Below are 15,669 nucleotides of genomic sequence, written 5' to 3' on the forward strand. Positions count from 1 at the left end.
TAACGCCGCCTGCCCATCCAGTCGGCAAGGAAGCCAGAAACGAGATAGCCAACCACGGCTCCCGCAGTGTAGACGAGCCCGGCAACGCTCGCCCAGTATGGCCCGTGAAGCCCGTGATGGGCAGCGAAGCCCCCGACGAAGCCGGGTATCCAAGTGGCGATTCCCCACCACCCCATCGTCGTGCTGATCGACATCAGGCAGGCCAGCACGGTCCGGCGCCGGCCCTCCGGATCGGCGAAGAGCTGGAAGAGCGTGAAAGGACGCGCCGACAGGCTCAGCCTGCCGGAATTTTCAGTCACGGCCCAGCGCTTCTCGCGAACCGCCCGTGCCCATGCTTCTGAATCGTCGATGCGGCGACGCAGAAAAAGCACAAGAAAGCCCGGAAGGACGCCGACCAGAAACATCGCACGCCACGCGTCGGGCCCCAACGGACGCAGCAGGTACCAGACGGCTGCAGCGAGGAAGGCGCCGAACCCGAAGCCGGACTGCAGAAAGCCGGCGCCCTTGGGGCGGGCCTCGTTCGGCCAGGTTTCGGCCAGCAGCGAATTGCCAGTGCTCCATTCGCTACCGAGAAACAGGCCGGTGAGGAAGCGGAACGCCACAAGCATGTCGACCGATGTGCTGAATGCGGTCAGGCCGGTAAACAGGCTGTAGCCAACCACCGATATCAGCAGCATCCGCTTGCGACCGACATAATCGGCAGCAATGCCGCCAACCGTTCCACCGGCCGCCCAGCCGAGCAGGGTAATGGCAATGGCAAGGCCGGCGGCGGCATGGATGTGCCCGCGTTCGGGCGCTGGCAGAAGTGCGACCATCGCAGGGCCAATCACGGTGATCAGGGCGTAGGTCTCATATCCGTCGAACACCCAGCCGAAGAAGGCGGCGGTCAACACCCGCCAATGGGCGGGGGTCAGACGCGCGCTCCAGGACGAAGGCGCAGCGGCGCTCGTGGTATCGGTCATGGTCTCATCCTCCCCGGACGCTATGCTGGATGAAGAGATGACGCGGACAGATTGCGCCCCGCACCCGCCGCCCCGTTTCATGGCCCACATTCCACAATTGATCACGGTATCGGGACGGCGCGGTCGGATGTCAATCAGAGTCGAAATGAACCGGGAGGCGCGGAATCAAGCCATCGATGACGCAGCTTCCTGGCGCGGTGATTGTGGCGGAGCATTGTCCCTCTGGGACAGGATGAGACGCGCCCGCAGGCCCGGCTCGTTGTTTTCCAGGAGCAGCGAACCTCCGTGGAGTTGTGCGATTGCGGAAACAAGCGCAAGCCCCAACCCTGACCCCGGCGTGGAACGCGCCGCCTCGGCGCGATAGAATCGCTCGGTGGCACGTGACAGGTCTGCCTCCGGAATGCCCGGACCATGATCAGCGATCTGGATTTCCACATGGCCACCGCCGGCATGGGCGGCTATGACCACCCTGTCGGTTTCACGGGAAAACTTGATCGCGTTATCCAGCAGGTTGGAGACCGCCTGCTGCAGCATATCGCGGTCGCCAAAAATCGGGATCGATTTCGGCCAGTCACGGACAATGAGAATGCCTCGTTCCTCGGCCAACGCATCGAAAAACTCTGCCAAATCGTCGAGCACAGGCGCGAGATCGACATCCCTGAACGCCGAACGGCGGGCGCCGGCCTCGATCTCGGCGATGCGAAGCAGGGCCTGAAACACGTTAACAATTCCGTCGAGATCCAAGGTCGCCCGCTCAACGGCGCTTTGCAGTTCCTCGGTGGTTCGCGCATGTGCGGCGGCGTCTTCGAGCCTCGCACGGGCGCGCGTAATCGGCGTGCGAAGATCGTGCGCGATCGAATTCGACACTTCGCGGACGCCGTCCATGAGTTTTGCGATGCGATCGAGCATGTCGTTGATCGTTTCAGCAAGTTCATCGAACTCGTCACTGTTGCCCGAGCGGCGGACCCGCCGGGTCAGGTCTCCGCGGGCGATGGCCCGGGTTATGCCGGAAATGTCGGCCAGTGACCGCTTGAACAGGCCGCGAATGACGATCGCTCCGAGCACACCAAGAAACGCCATTGCCGCAAGGGCCCAGAGCAGCCCATCGCGGAGAATGCGCCGCAACTGGGCGCGCGTGCTGACATCCCGGCCGACCAGCAGTTGAAACCCGCCCGGCAGTTCGTAATAGCGCATCAGAGCCGTCGATTTGCGGCCGCCTCGCTCGAGCGGCACCTGATACCAGACGTGAGCAGTATTGATGCCTTGCGGCCATCGGCTCATGTTGCCGGCAATCCGGTTTCCCAGCGGATCGACCAGCAGGTAGATGGCGTGGTCGTTGATGTCCTCGCTGATCCGACTGTCCAGGGTCAGAACCAGTCCGGTCAACCCGCCTGCCTCGAAATGAGCGGCCAGGCTGCGTGCGTCGACGCGGATCGCCTCATGGGTCTGCCTCCCGAGCAGGCCGATCGTCGAATAGTAGAGCGAGCCGGCCAGAACGATGGCCGAAATCCCGAAAACAAGCGCGTAGAAAATCGCAAACCGAACGCCAGCCGAACGCAATAGGCGATTATGTCGGACGTGCCTCTGGGGCAAGCCTCGCAGTTCTTCGGTATCGGAGGCGCCGCTGCTCACAACGCGTTCTCAGGGTTCCTCGACCCTCAACATGTATCCGGCATTGCGTACCGTATGCAGAAGCGGGGTGTCGAAGGGCTTGTCGATCTTCTGGCGAAGACGGGAGATATGAACGTCGATCACGTTCGTCTGCGGATCGAAGTGATAGTCCCACACTCCCTCCAGCAACATGGTCCGGGTCACCACCTGGCCGGCATGGCGCATCAGATACTCGAGCAGCCGGAATTCACGGGGCTGCAGATCGATCTTTTGTCCGGCCCGCTTCACGCCTCTCGACAGCAGGTCCATTTCGAGGTCGCCGACGTTCAGGCGCGTCGCCGGACCTTCGCCCTTGCCACGCCGGGCCATCGCTTCGACCCGGGCCAGAAGTTCGGCAAACGCGAAAGGTTTGGTGAGATAGTCATCGCCGCCGGCCTTGAGGCCCTTGACGCGATCATCCACCTCACCCAGGGCCGACAGGAACAGAACCGGCGTCACGTTGTCCTGCGCACGAAGCGTCTCCAGAAGGCGCAGGCCGTCGATCCCGCCCGGCAGCATCCGGTCGAGAATGATCGCATCGAAATTCTCCGATGCCGCCATGAAAAGCCCGTCCCGCCCGTTATCCGCATGCTCGACCGTATGCCCCGCCTCGCGCAGCCCCTTCACCACGAAGCCGCCGACATCCTTGTCATCTTCAACCACGAGTATTCGCATCAGTCGCTCCCAAGTTCGCCGGCCTGCGGCCGACCATGACAGACAGGCCAGAGATGTCGCCGTCTCGCATCACCTGCAATGTTCAATATGCGCCGACCGCACCGAGATGAAGGCTCGCATCAACACACCCGCACCATATATCGGAACTCTGTTCATCGCGTGAACGATGTCACCTCGCCGCATCCCCGGATTCGAGGCAAGTTCAGGGAATTCAACGCCAACCAGCCTCACCCCTGCACTCGTTCCGGCCGATCGATCCCTGATACGCCAGACGGGCCTTATGGAATACAACCATCGGCTGTTGTGCCTGACAATGTGAGAAGGAACAGGTTGGCCACAGCCGCGCGTCACGGTGAACGTCCTGGCAGTCGCCGTGACAAGGCGATTGGTTGCGATGAAGTCTGCGCCGCCTTGATGGAATATCCACGCTTCGCCGGGCCAATCATGACATTGCCGCGACCAGATGCAGGACGCCGAAAGGAAATCCTGCCGGGCTGGATACATTCTCGGGGTCGCCGCCGCGCATCACCGTCGCTGGCAATCGCAAGGCCTGCGACCATGAGCAACGATCCGCCCCGAAAGCGCCGGGCGATATTCACCGGCATGGCTTCGCGGCCGGCCGTGACAAAACGACAGTGCGAACGATGAAGCCGAGCAAAAAAGCACGGCATGAAGCCGGCATGGCAATTCCTACTGATTGGGCCAGACCGCCTGCAACATCAGCCGTCTGCAACCTAGGATCGCTCAAGCGCCTTTGCATGAGCGTTGCAGCAACGTTACGACGCATGCATGTTTGCATCCGAATTGCTGCCGGAAGCGACAGAAAACAAAAGGAGTCCTTGAACAGCCCACACACCGGATTGCTCGCGTTGAAATTTTTTCATATTTTTGGATTATATTAATTAATTAAATTTTATCAAATCCTTATTTCCTGAAATATCTCGTTTTCTGCTTTTGTTGGCCTCACGGCAATACGTCGAACCGGGCCAGCGGCATCGTCAGAGCGGCATCGTCGGCTGCCCCCTTCCTCTTTCGCCTGAAACTTGCCACAATTAAACTCAAATGCTTTTGCATGGTTCTTGTGCGGCACTAGGCGACGACGCGGTTTTGCTGCTGGGCCCGCCCGGGTCCGGCAAATCTGACTTGTTGCTCAAGCTGATCGACCGCGGCTTCAACCTTGTGGCCGATGATCAGGTGCAGGTCGCCGGGGACCAGGTATCCGCACCGGACACACTTGCCGGCATGATTGAGTTGCGTGGGATCGGGCTGTTCGGCGTGCCAGCAGTCCGCCAGGCGACTTTGAAGCTCGTCGTTCAGCTCTGCGGGATCGAAGAACGTTTGCCGAAACCTCGCACCAATGACATCCTGAACGCACCGGAGATCACCATAAACCCGCATTCCTGCTCGGCATCGATCCGGATTCATTGGGCGCTCGACGCACTTGGCGGCCGCCGTATGCAGTATTGCGGGAGCTTCGTCGAATGAGCGCACGCATGGTGATCGTTACCGGCCTCTCCGGCGCGGGACGCAATTCCGTTTTGCGCGCGCTGGAAGATATCGGTTATGAGGCGGTGGATAACCCGCCGTTGCGGATCGTCGAAACGTTGGTGCGGGGCGACAAGCCGCTGGCAGTCGGCGTGGACGCTCGGACCCGGGATTTTTCGGCCGAGGATGTCCTGTCGACCATCGATCGGCTGCAGACACGGGGATGTGTCCGCCCAGAACTCATATTCATCACGGCGAGCCCAGAAGCATTGCAGCGCCGCTTCAGCGAAACGAGGCGTCGGCATCCTTTGGCATTGGCCGGCACCGTGAGCGAAGGAATCGAAACCGAACAGGCCCTGACCCGCACCCTCCGCAATGCGGCGGACTGGGTTATCGATACCTCCGAACTCTCCCTGGCCGGGCTTCGGCAAATCATTGATCAGCGTTTCGGGCTTGGCGGCCCGGGAATGTCCATCACGCTGGTTTCATTCGGATATCCGTCTGGATTGCCGCAGGAAGCCGACCTTGTGCTCGACACCCGCTTCCTGCGCAATCCCCATTACATACCGGACCTGCGCGACAGGACCGGCCTCGATCCCGAGGTAAGGGACTATATCCGACAGGATCCCGATTTTCCCGAATTCTTCGAGCGGGTCAGCGGCCTGACCGATTATCTGTTGCCGCGTTTTGTTCGTGAGGGCAAGAAATACGTCATGATCGCGTTTGGTTGCACGGGCGGAAAGCACCGCTCGGTCTCTCTCGTGGAGATGCTGGGGAATCGTCTGCGCAATGCTGACTGGAATGTCCTGATTGAGCATCGCAGCCTCGGCTCCAGATCCGCAGGCAGTGCGTGGAAGGCGATGCCGGGAGCCCATCAAGGTGCTCCGATGCCCGGAGTCCAGAAATGATCGGTATGGTGCTCGTAAGCCATGGCAAGCTTGGCGTCGCTCTCCGCGAGGCGCTGGAGCATGTCGTCGGTCCGCAGAGAAACATCGCGACCGTCTCCGTCGAGGCGGATGCCGATATTGAAACCCAGCGCAAGGAAATTGCCGATCGCGTTGCCGATGTCGATACAGGTGACGGCGTGGTGGTTCTGACCGACATGTTCGGAGGAACGCCGTGCAACCTGTCGATGAGCATGCTGGAGCGCGACGACGTGGAGGTAATCGCCGGGGTCAACCTGCCGATGCTGGTCAAGCTGGCAAAGGTCCGCGGCTCACATAGCCTGGCAGATGCCGTTCATTGCGCGGAAGAAGCCGGTCGAAAATACATTGCCTGTGGATCAGAGATCCTCCACCCCGTCACACCGAAGCGTGCGTGCGGATGAGCGCCGATCATTCGCCCGTTCGCTTGGCCCAGACGGTCACCATCTGCAATGCCCGCGGCCTTCATGCGCGCGCCGCAGCCAAATTGGTGACTTTGGCCGAGAAATTCAGCGCGTCCGTCGAGGTATCCCGCGATGGTCAGTCCGTTTCGGCGCAATCAATCATGGGATTGATGATGTTGGGGGCGGGACTCGGTTCAACTATCGAGATTACCGCCGAAGGCTGGGACGCTAAGGAAGCCTTGGCGGCCGTTGTCGAACTGGTCGAGGCCGGATTTTACGAGAACGGCTGAATTCGTTCCTCTGATCGCGACAGGTCTGAGCAAAAAAACAGGCTCCAGAAATCAACTGGAGCCTGTTCTGCAAGGATTTACAGATCCTGAAATCAGTTCCGACGATTGCCCATGAACTGCAACAGGAAGAGGAACAGGTTGATGAAGTTCAGATAGAGTTGAAGTGCGTCATAAACGCTCCGCTTCGCCGCCATTCCGGCACCGAACCGGTAACCGTACTGGACATAATCAGCCTTGATCCGTTGCGTGTCGTATGCCGCAAGCCCAGTGAACACCAGCACACCGATCGCGCTGATTGCGAACTGCATGGCCGGAGAGTGAAGAAAGATGTTCACCACCATGGCAATCAGCAGACCGATCACACCCATCACCAGAAAGCTGCCGAATTTCGTAAGGTCGGTTCGCGTCGTGTAGCCGTAGATGCTCATCGCCGCGAAGGTGCCGGCCGTGACGAAAAACGTCGTCAGGATGGACTGCCCGGTATAAACTAGAAAAATATTGGTCAGACTTGCGCCCATCAGACCACAGAATGCCCAGAACAGGGCCTGAGCCTGCGTGGTGCTCAGTTTGTTCACTCCGAAGCTCATCACGAGCATGAACGCCAGCGGTGCGAAGATGCTGATATAGGCAAGGATGCCAGGCTCGCGGATCATTGCGCCGCCGGGCGTCGCAACCAGCGGATAGAACGCGTTGATCAGCCCGGTATGCGAGATCGCATACGAGACAATGGCCGTCAGCAGCAGGCCTGACGCCATCCAGTTATAGACCCGCAGCATATAGGCGCGCAGACCCTCGTCCAGAACGCCTGCACCTGCCGCAACGGTTGCGCTGCGATAGGAACGCATGTCGGGACCCATAGCCATGATTGCTTGATACTCCTCGTCGAGCGGCGGAATGCCGCTGTCGACCCTATTTTGGCCATTCGCGCCCGCCGATCAAGCGGAATCGGCAGGCGGCATGTGAGTTCGGCGTAACGATTTGGAGCGCGAAACGCTCCAGCCGGTCAACGGCGCAGGCCGAGACGGCCGATCAGGGCCTCGTAACGCTTGACGTCCTGGCGTTTCACATAATCGAGCAGTCGGCGGCGACGGCCAACCAGCATCAGCAGGCCGCGGCGCGAGTGGAAATCCTTGGCATGTGTCTTGAGATGCTCGGTGAGGTTGACGATCCGCTCGGTCAACAGCGCGACCTGCACCTCGGGGCTGCCCGTATCATTCGCCTTGTTGGCATATTCGCCGATCAGTTCCTGCCGGCGGTCCGGTGTAATCGACATCGCGTAGACTCCTGTTTCTGAAATTAAAGCACACGTTCCGGCTTGAGTTGGCCGTCAGTCAGACGACCTAGCGCCACGAAACGGCGACCCGCCATCAGCCGCGCCAATCCGCCATCGGGATCGCAGGCCAACGGAATCCGACCCATGAACTGGACAAGGCTCAATGCCTGGCCATTTCTAAGGGCAGCGGCTTCCGCTTCGGTCAGGGCCAGGGCCGGGATGTCGTCCAGCGCGGTCTCGACGGGAAGCAGGAAGTCCGGATCGCGGGCGAGGCTATCGCCGGAATCGGCGATCTTGTCCAGCGTCGTCGAGCCCGTTTCGGCAAAGGGGCCAACGGAAAGACGACGCAATGCAGCTATGTGCCCCACAGTGTTCACCGCACGCGCCAAATCGCGCGCCAACGACCGCATGTAGACCCCCTTGCCTGACTCCACCTCGAAAATCGCATGATCAGGGTCGGGCCGGTCGATAAGGTCGAACCGGTCGATCTGCGCCGGGCGAGGCGGCAACTCCGGCGGCAGACCGGCGCGCGCCAGGTCGTAGGCACGCTCACCATCAACCTTGATTGCTGAGAACGCCGGCGGAACCTGCATGATCGTACCGCGAAACGCGACGAGGGCAGCATCGATGTCCGACGTTTCCGGCCGGAAATCGGACGTCATGACTACCGCGCCATCCGCGTCGTCGGTATCACGCGCCTCGCCGAAACGAAGGGTGAAGCGATACCGCTTGGTCCCGTCCATGACATAGGGCACCATCTTTGTCGCCCGGCCCAGGGCAATCGGCAGGACGCCCGTCGCCAACGGATCGAGCGTGCCGCCGTGGCCGACTTTCGCGGCCTGGAGCAATCGCTTGATGCGGGCCACAGCATGCGCACTGGTAATCCCCGGCGGCTTGTCCAGCACGATCCAGCCGTCGATAATACGTCCACGCTTCTGCCGCGTCTGATTCGGCGCCATATTGACCTTCGGATTGCTCGGGTTGTGCGGCTGATAGCGAAGCCGGTGCCCCGTGGCAAACCGGCAAGGCCTCGCTCAGGCCTGATTGATGTCGATCAGCGCCTGGCGGATCTTGCGGCCGCGCAGAACCTTGTCCTCGATGTAAGCGGCATCGCCCCACCGAACGGCGCGTGCCATGGCCTGCGCATCCTCAGTGAAGCGGGCCAGCATTTCCAGTAGTGCCTCGCGATTGTTGAGGAACACGTCGCGCCACATTGTCGGGTCGGACGCAGCGATCCGGGTGAAATCCCGGAAGCCCGAGGCGGCGAACTGCAGCACTTCCTGCCTGGTCTCGTCGGCGAGGTCGTCCGCCGTGCCGCAGATCGTGAAGGCAATGAGGTGCGGCAGATGACTGACAATCGCCACCACCCGATCGTGATGGGCGGCATCCATGACGCTGACCATCGCGCCACAGCGCTCCCAGAACGTCCGCATGCGGCTGATCGCATCCTGATCCGTGCCCGGCACCGGAGTAAGAAGACACCAGCGGCCCTTGAACAGACCCGCGAACCCTGCATCGGGACCCGAAAACTCTGTCCCGGCCATCGGATGGGCGGGGACAAAATGCACCCCTTCCGGCAGGTGCGGCCCGATATCGCGGATCACGGACTGCTTGGTCGATCCGACATCGCTGACGATTGCGCCCGGCGCGAGATGGGGGCCAATCGCCTCGGCCAAGGCGGCGTAGGCGCCCACCGGCGCGCAGAAGATAACGCAATCCGCCCCCTGCACGGCGCGTGCGGGGTCAATCTCGCATTCATCGGCAATGCCCAGTTCCATGACACGGTCGAGCGTTGCCTGCGTTCGGGCATTGGCTACGATCGTCCGGGCCAGATCGCCGCGCTCGCGGGCAACCCGCGCGATCGACGAGCCGATCAACCCGATTCCCAGCAGGACAAGGCGGTTGAACAGCGGCTCAGCCATGGTTTTGGCCGAAATCATCGAGCGCGTCGGCGACGGTCGAGCATTCCTCGTCGGTTCCGATCGTGATCCTCAGGCATTGCGGCAATCCATAGGCCGCCACCTGCCGAACAATGATGCCCCGGTTGCGCAGATGAGTATCGGCAGCAGCCGCACGATCGGCGGTCTCAAGATCGGCCAGCAGGAAATTCGCCTCGCTCGGCCAGACGCGGAATCCCGCTCGTTCGATCCGCGCCGCCAGTTCCGTCCGGGCGCGGGTGTTATGGTTGCGGCAACGCTCGACCCAGCCCGGCTCGGCGAGCGCGGCAATCCCCGCGGCGGCGGCGGGGCCGCTCACGTTGAAGGGCATACGGGTCCGGTTCAGCACATCGACAATCGCGAGCGGCGCATAGGCCCAGCCCAGGCGCACGCCGCCAAGCCCGAACATTTTCGAGAATGTGCGGGTCATCACCGTGTTCTGGCCGGAATCGACCAGTTCGACGCCCGGGTCGTAATCGGCGCGCTCGACATATTCCGCATAGGCTGCGTCGAGGACCAGCAATACATCCGGCGGTAGTTCCGCCCGAAGCCGGGAGACGTCCGAGGCGGGCACGAGGCTGCCGGTCGGATTGTTCGGATTGGCCAGGAACACAAGCCGGGTCGCCGGCGTCACCTCGGCGAGCATGGCATCGATATCGGCCGTCAGATTTCGTTCCGGCGCCTTCCGTACATTCATCCCGGCGAGTCGTGCGGCGATCTCATAGATCAGGAACCCGTGCCGGCTCATCACCAGTTCGGTCCCCGGCCCACCATAGGACTGGATCAGCAGGGCAATCAGGTCATCGGATCCGTTCCCACAAACGATCCGCGCCGGGTCGAGGCAGAAGCGACGACCGATCGCCGCACGCAGCGATGTCGCCCCTCCATCCGGATAGCGATGGGCGATTGCCGCCACTTCGGTCAGCGCCGCGATGGCGCCAGGCGGCGGGCCGAACGCGCCCTCGTTGGACGACAGCTTGATGACCCGGTTCACCCCATCGAGCCTTGATTCGCCCCCGACGTAGGGTGGAACCGAAAAGACGGCGGGGCGCGCGGTGGGCAGACCGCTCATCGCGAGGGACCAGACGCACCAACTGGCGCGGCATACGACCCGAGCACGACAGGCGGCGCGAGGAAACCGGCCAGCGTGCCGAGTCGGGCGTCCTCGCGCGGCACATACCCCTCGACGTCAGCCAGCGCATAACCGACCTCCCGCCGCGTAACCCTGCGGAGCAGCAGGGAGCCGACGTCGAATCCGGCATCGCGCAACATCCCGACGATCCGCGCCGTGCTGGTATCGGGGACGATCTCAATGCCGATCAGGCTGCGGTCATTCCCGCTTGCGTCCGGCACGAAGGATGAGACGACATAGGCTTCGGCCTGCGGCACACCGTCCCCTCGCCGTCCCCAGAAGGGCAGCTTTGCAACGATGGACAGACGCGGCGGGCCTCCATGCATCAAGCCGACCCACCACGCCGCCTGATCATCGTCCTCATCGGATGGAAGCGGCAAAACCGCTGCATGCGCCGCAGCGCCGGTGACATCGGCGAGGGCCTGGGAGGGCGTGCGGTGGCGGCGCATGGCGGTCAGCGGCCCGAAATGCTCGCGCGCGACGGCCAGCAGTTCGGCCTGCACGCCGTCAGCGACGGCGATGACGAGCCCTCCCTCGATCATCAGGGCGCCGGAAAACAGTTCCCGCCAGATCCTGACGATCGTGTGCTGGGGAAGCGATCCCTGGTGCCGATCGAGCAGGCGGCGCAGGATCGCCGCCTCGCGCCCGGGACGGATCGGCACGCCGCGTTTCCCCCCCTGAGAGGCAACGCGCTCGATGATCTCCGCGCGCTGCATCAGCATGTCGTGGATCCGGTCATCCAGCGCATCGATCTCGGCGCGAAGCCTGGCAAGCGTCTCCGGAGCAGTATCGTTCGGGGTCGGCGAAGGCGGCGTTTCAGACATGATAATCCAACATACTGACTTTCAACCTATCTGATACAGGAGGCACGCCGCACGGCAAGCCCCATCCTTGCCGCCCGCATGGGTTGAGCGCATATCGGGCGGGCCATGGATCAGTCCCCTTTCCCTGACATAGCCCATCAGACGGCATCGTTTTCAGATGGCCTCGTTCTTGACTGCGGCACGACGCTGCAGCGGCTCGAGGTGGCCTACCGCACCTATGGCTCGCTGAACGCCGAGAAGAGCAACGCGATCCTCATCTGTCATGCGCTAACGGGAGACCAGTACGTTGCCGAGCCGCACCCTCTTACGGGAAAGCCGGGCTGGTGGAACGCCCTGGTCGGCGCCGGCAAGCCGGTCGACACTGATCGGTTCTTCGTGATCTGCGCGAATGTGCTGGGCGGATGCATGGGATCGACGGGACCACGCAGCCGACGCGATCACGGGGCCGACGAGCCCTGGTCGATCGACTTTCCTGCGATCACCGTTCAGGACATGGTGCGCGCCCAGAAGAAGCTGGTTGACTGGCTTGGAATCGAACGCCTTTTCGCGGTTGTCGGCGGATCGATGGGGGGCATGCAGGTGCTCGCCTGGGCTTCGCTGTTTCCGGACCGCGTGTTTGCCGCCGTGCCGATCGCGACCGCGCCTTATCATTCCGCGCAGAACATTGCTTTCCATGAGGTCGGCCGGCAAGCGATCTATACCGACCCTGATTTTCATGGTGGCCACTACCGGACACATGGCGTGATTCCCGCCCGCGGCCTCGCCGTCGCGCGCATGACCGCACATATCACCTATCTTTCGGAAGCGGCCCTGACCAGGAAATTCGGCCGCCGGCTACAGCGCCAGAACGCCCTCGCCGCGCCCGTCTTCGGTGAACGCTTCGCGGTCGAAAGCTATCTCGAACACCAGGGATCGAGCTTCGTGCGGCGATTCGATGCCAACTCGTATCTCGTGATCACGCGGGCAATGGACTATTTCGATCTCGCCGCCGACCATGGCGGGTCGCTGTCGGCCGCCTTTCGCGGCACGAAGACACGCTTCCTTCTGGTATCCTTCAGTTCCGACTGGCTGTTCCCGACAGCGGAAAGCCGGGCTATGGCGCGCGCACTGAATCAGGTCGCGGCGAATGTCAGCTTCGTCGAGATCGTCAGTGACAAGGGGCACGATGCTTTCCTGCTCGACGAACCCGACTTCCATCGTACCGTCGCCGGCTTCATCTCCGGCGCGGCCGAAGCGGCGGGCCTGCAATGAGCCAGCAAGCGCCGGTGCGGTTCGTCGGCAAGAACATGCGCGTCGACCTCGAACTGATCGCAGAGATGATCCCGCCAGGCTCGCGGGTCCTCGATATCGGCTGCGGCGACGGCGCACTGATCGACCTTCTCGCCCGCACGCGCAGGTGCGATGCGCGGGGTATCGAGATCGACATGGCGGAAGTCACGCGCGCCGTAGCCCATGGCCTGCCGGTCATGCAGGGCGATGCGGATGCGGACCTTATCCACTACCCCGATGCCGCGTTCGATTACGTCGTGCTTTCGCGCACGCTTCAGGCGGTCGAACAGCCGCGGGAGGTGCTGCGCCAGATGCTGCGGGTCGGCACCAGGGCCATCGTCAGCTTCCCGAATTTCGGCCACTGGAGCCTGCGCTGGCAGCTCTTTTCGACCGGGCGCATGCCGATGACGACGACATGGAACAGGATGTGGTACGAGACGCCGAATATCCATCCATGCACGATTCGCGACTTCTTCGACCTCTGCGCGACAGAACACTATCAGGTCGAGCAATGGCTTGCCGCCGACGAGGCCGGCCGCCGTGCCCCCTGGCGGCGCTTTCCACTGCTTGCCAATCTGTTTGGGGAACAGGGGCTTTTCGTGCTGAGGCGCGAGCCGGCGGCGGAAGACTGAAAACGGCCTCAGTGACATCGGCATGGATACGATCAACGTCGAGAACCTGACCAAGAGCTTCGGCGCCGTGCGCGCGGTGGAGGGCGTGAGTTTCAGAGTCGCTCCGGGCACCACCTGCGGCCTGCTCGGGGGCAATGGCGCGGGCAAGACGACAACGATTTCGATGCTTCTCGGCATCCTGGCGCCCGACGCCGGAGCGATCCGCGTGCTCGGCCACGACATGGCGCGCGACCGGTTCGCCGCGCTGGCCCGGATGAATTATTCGTCGCCCTATGTCGCCTTGCCGATGCGGCTGACCGTCGAGGAAAATCTGCGCGTCTACGGTCATCTATACAACGTTCCGCAGCTTGAGCGGCGGATTCGCGAACTGGCCCGGGATTTCGATCTCGAGGCACTCCTGCGCCGCAAGGCGGGCGCGCTTTCGGCCGGACAGAAAACCCGCGTCGCGCTGGCCAAGGCGCTGATCAACCGCCCCGCCCTGATTCTGCTCGATGAGCCAACAGCAAGCCTCGATCCGGATACCGCGGATTACGTCCGCACCGGGCTCGAACGCTATCGCGACGAAACGGGCGCGGCGATCCTGCTCGCCTCGCACAACATGGCCGAAGTGGAGCGGCTCTGTGCCGAGGTTCTGATGATGAAGGGTGGACGCATCGTCGATCGCGGCACGCCGGCCGGGCTGATTGCGCGATATGGCCGCGGTGATCTTGAGCAGGTCTTTCTCGCCATCGCGCGCGGCACGGAGTCCCGGGCATCATGATTGCCGCTCTGCGCCGCATCTGGGGTCTGATGTATCGCCATTTCTGCCTTTACCGGCGGTCCTGGCCGCGCCTGCTCGAACTCGCCTACTGGCCGACGCTCGAATTGCTGATCTGGGGCTTCACGGCGAAATTCGTCGTTCAGGGCCATGCAGACCTGCCGGTACGCGCCGCCGGCGCGCTGATCGGCGGCGTGCTGCTCTGGGAAGTCGCCCTTCGCGCGCAGATGGGGGTAACGATCTCGTTCCTCGAAGAAATCTGGTCCCGTAACCTGGGCCATGTCTTCGTCAGCCCGCTGCGCCCGCGGGAGATGGTCTTCGCGCTGCTCGGTGTCTCCGTCATGCGCTCCCTCGCCGGCCTTGCGCCGGCCGCCGTCATCGCCTTTCTGCTCTACGACTTCAACGTCTTTACATTTGGCCCCGCCCTCATCCTGTTCATGCTGAACCTGTTTCTCATGGGCTGGTGGCTCGCCCTGGGCGTGATTTCGCTGCTGTTCCGCTATGGGGCGTCGGCTGAGGCGCTGGCCTGGACACTGGCTTTCGGCCTCACTCCGGTCGCCTGCGTCTTCTATCCGGCCTCGATTCTCCCCGGCTGGTTACGCCCCGTCGCCGACGCGCTGCCGGCCGCCCACATTTTCGCGGGCATGCGCAGCGCGCTCTACCGGCACGTGACGGATTTCAGCCAACTTGGAATCGCGTTCGGCCTGAATGGCATCTGGATGGCTGCCGCAGCCATGATTTTTGCCGCCCAGTTCAGGGCGGCGCGACGCAATGGCGCGCTGGTCACGATCGGCGAATGATCCCAGCCCGGCCCCACCTCGAATGACGGAACTCGACATGAAACCGACGACCTTCTGGCTGATCCGCCATGCCACCGTCACGCCGGACGCACTCGCCCTTCTCTATGGGCAGATGGACGTGCCGATCTGCGGCGAACGCCGCCTGCGGGACACGCCACGCTATGCCGCGCTCGCCAGCAGCCTGCCCCGCCCGGCTCATTGGGTCGTCACCCCGCTCTCCCGCACGCGGCTGACAGCTGAAGCGATCATGGCTGCCGGATACGGACCGGTCGTCCCTCAGGTCGAGGAAACCCTGATCGAGCAGGATTTCGGGATCTGGCAGGGAATGAACATGTCGGAGTTCAACCGGCGCGGTTCGCCGCATCCGTTCTGGCCGGTGGGCGGAGATGAACAGCCGCCGGAAGGCGAGAGCTTCGCCCAGTTGCGCGCGCGTGTCGGCACCGGTCTCGACCGGCTGGGCGAAGCGCACCGGGGGAAGGACGTCGTTGCCGTCTCTCACGGCGGAGCAATCCGGGCGGCCGTTGCCCACGCTCTCGACCTCACGGCGCACCAGGCGCTCAGCCTCGCGATCGAGAATCTTTCCGTCACACGGATCGAGCACCACGGTCACGCATGGCGGGTCGTCACGGTCAATGAACAAATTTCCATTTGAACGA

At 62.7% G+C, this 15,669-nt stretch carries 18 protein-coding genes; 9 read left to right on the forward strand and 9 right to left on the reverse strand.

Going from position 1 to position 15,669, the window contains the following annotated elements:
• The 3 genes from APM_RS05065 to APM_RS05075 all read right to left on the reverse strand — a co-directional run.
• Positions 1–1,043: MFS transporter (locus APM_RS05065; protein WP_050807177.1), on the reverse strand; the 1,043-nt coding region annotated here is incomplete at its 3' end.
• 84 nt (positions 1,044–1,127) lie between these two features.
• A complete protein-coding gene (locus APM_RS05070; RefSeq protein ID WP_241763109.1) occupies positions 1,128–2,594 on the reverse strand; it encodes a HAMP domain-containing sensor histidine kinase in 1,467 nt (488 codons plus the stop codon).
• A 9-nt stretch (positions 2,595–2,603) separates the two neighbouring features.
• Positions 2,604–3,287 carry a response regulator transcription factor gene (locus tag APM_RS05075; RefSeq protein WP_011941533.1) on the reverse strand — a complete coding sequence of 228 codons (684 nt, stop codon included), beginning with the start codon at positions 3,285–3,287 and terminating at the stop codon, positions 2,604–2,606.
• A gap of 1,062 nt (positions 3,288–4,349) precedes the next feature.
• Between APM_RS05075 and APM_RS05080 the strand changes: the two genes are divergently transcribed.
• From APM_RS05080 to APM_RS05095, 4 genes are read left to right on the forward strand one after another with little or no spacing between them, the layout of a single operon-like run.
• Positions 4,350–4,772, forward strand: coding sequence for an HPr kinase/phosphorylase (locus tag APM_RS05080; RefSeq protein WP_039887828.1), 423 nt, complete (start codon positions 4,350–4,352; stop codon positions 4,770–4,772).
• Positions 4,769–5,680 (forward strand): RNase adapter RapZ, encoded by a 912-nt coding sequence (gene rapZ / locus APM_RS05085; RefSeq protein ID WP_039887829.1) that lies wholly within the window; start codon positions 4,769–4,771, stop codon positions 5,678–5,680. The genes APM_RS05080 and rapZ overlap by 4 nt, the downstream gene beginning before the upstream one ends.
• Positions 5,677–6,099, forward strand: coding sequence for a PTS sugar transporter subunit IIA (locus APM_RS05090; protein ID WP_011941528.1), 423 nt, complete (start codon positions 5,677–5,679; stop codon positions 6,097–6,099). The genes rapZ and APM_RS05090 overlap by 4 nt, the downstream gene beginning before the upstream one ends.
• On the forward strand, positions 6,096–6,389 hold the full coding sequence (locus tag APM_RS05095) for an HPr family phosphocarrier protein (RefSeq protein WP_013639469.1): 294 nt from the start codon (positions 6,096–6,098) through the stop codon (positions 6,387–6,389). The genes APM_RS05090 and APM_RS05095 overlap by 4 nt, the downstream gene beginning before the upstream one ends.
• A gap of 92 nt (positions 6,390–6,481) precedes the next feature.
• On the opposite strand, the gene APM_RS05100 is transcribed toward APM_RS05095, so the two are convergent.
• The 6 genes from APM_RS05100 to APM_RS05125 all read right to left on the reverse strand — a co-directional run bounded on the left by APM_RS05100 (position 6,482) and on the right by APM_RS05125 (position 11,555).
• Positions 6,482–7,252: a Bax inhibitor-1/YccA family protein gene (locus APM_RS05100; protein ID WP_007422286.1), complete on the reverse strand. Its 771-nt coding sequence runs from the start codon at positions 7,250–7,252 to the stop codon at positions 6,482–6,484.
• A gap of 140 nt (positions 7,253–7,392) precedes the next feature.
• On the reverse strand, positions 7,393–7,662 hold the full coding sequence (gene rpsO / locus APM_RS05105; protein ID WP_007422287.1) for a 30S ribosomal protein S15: 270 nt from the start codon (positions 7,660–7,662) through the stop codon (positions 7,393–7,395).
• 23 nt (positions 7,663–7,685) lie between these two features.
• Entirely contained in the window at positions 7,686–8,621 is a 936-nt protein-coding gene (gene truB, locus APM_RS05110; protein ID WP_007422288.1) for a tRNA pseudouridine(55) synthase TruB, read from the reverse strand.
• A gap of 75 nt (positions 8,622–8,696) precedes the next feature.
• The gene (locus APM_RS05115) at positions 8,697–9,584 is read right to left on the reverse strand and encodes a prephenate/arogenate dehydrogenase family protein (protein ID WP_007422289.1); all 888 of its coding nucleotides are present in this window, start codon (positions 9,582–9,584) and stop codon (positions 8,697–8,699) included.
• The gene (hisC, locus tag APM_RS05120) at positions 9,577–10,671 is read right to left on the reverse strand and encodes a histidinol-phosphate transaminase (RefSeq protein ID WP_039887833.1); all 1,095 of its coding nucleotides are present in this window, start codon (positions 10,669–10,671) and stop codon (positions 9,577–9,579) included. The genes APM_RS05115 and hisC overlap by 8 nt, the downstream gene beginning before the upstream one ends.
• Positions 10,668–11,555: a chorismate mutase gene (locus APM_RS05125; protein WP_007422291.1), complete on the reverse strand. Its 888-nt coding sequence runs from the start codon at positions 11,553–11,555 to the stop codon at positions 10,668–10,670. Before APM_RS05125 ends, hisC begins: the two co-directional genes overlap by 4 nt.
• Positions 11,556–11,660: 105 nt before the next feature.
• Here APM_RS05125 and APM_RS05130 point away from each other — a divergent pair, with 105 nt between their 5' ends.
• The 5 genes from APM_RS05130 to APM_RS05150 are packed head-to-tail and all read left to right on the forward strand — an operon-like array spanning position 11,661 to position 15,665.
• Positions 11,661–12,806, forward strand: a complete 1,146-nt coding sequence (locus APM_RS05130) for a homoserine O-acetyltransferase (RefSeq protein ID WP_007422292.1) — start codon at positions 11,661–11,663, stop codon at positions 12,804–12,806.
• A 35-nt stretch (positions 12,807–12,841) separates the two neighbouring features.
• Positions 12,842–13,456, forward strand: coding sequence for a methionine biosynthesis protein MetW (metW, locus tag APM_RS05135; protein ID WP_035185074.1), 615 nt, complete (start codon positions 12,842–12,844; stop codon positions 13,454–13,456).
• Between the two features lie 22 nt (positions 13,457–13,478).
• Positions 13,479–14,216, forward strand: coding sequence for an ABC transporter ATP-binding protein (locus APM_RS05140; RefSeq protein ID WP_007422294.1), 738 nt, complete (start codon positions 13,479–13,481; stop codon positions 14,214–14,216).
• Positions 14,213–15,013 (forward strand): ABC transporter permease, encoded by an 801-nt coding sequence (locus APM_RS05145; RefSeq protein ID WP_007422295.1) that lies wholly within the window; start codon positions 14,213–14,215, stop codon positions 15,011–15,013. The genes APM_RS05140 and APM_RS05145 overlap by 4 nt, the downstream gene beginning before the upstream one ends.
• A gap of 37 nt (positions 15,014–15,050) precedes the next feature.
• Entirely contained in the window at positions 15,051–15,665 is a 615-nt protein-coding gene (locus tag APM_RS05150; protein ID WP_240314130.1) for a histidine phosphatase family protein, read from the forward strand.
• The last annotated feature ends 4 nt before the right edge of the window (positions 15,666–15,669 follow it).

The sequence above is a fragment of the Acidiphilium sp. PM genome (assembly GCF_000219295.1).
GTDB classification, from domain to species: domain Bacteria; phylum Pseudomonadota; class Alphaproteobacteria; order Acetobacterales; family Acetobacteraceae; genus Acidiphilium; species Acidiphilium multivorum.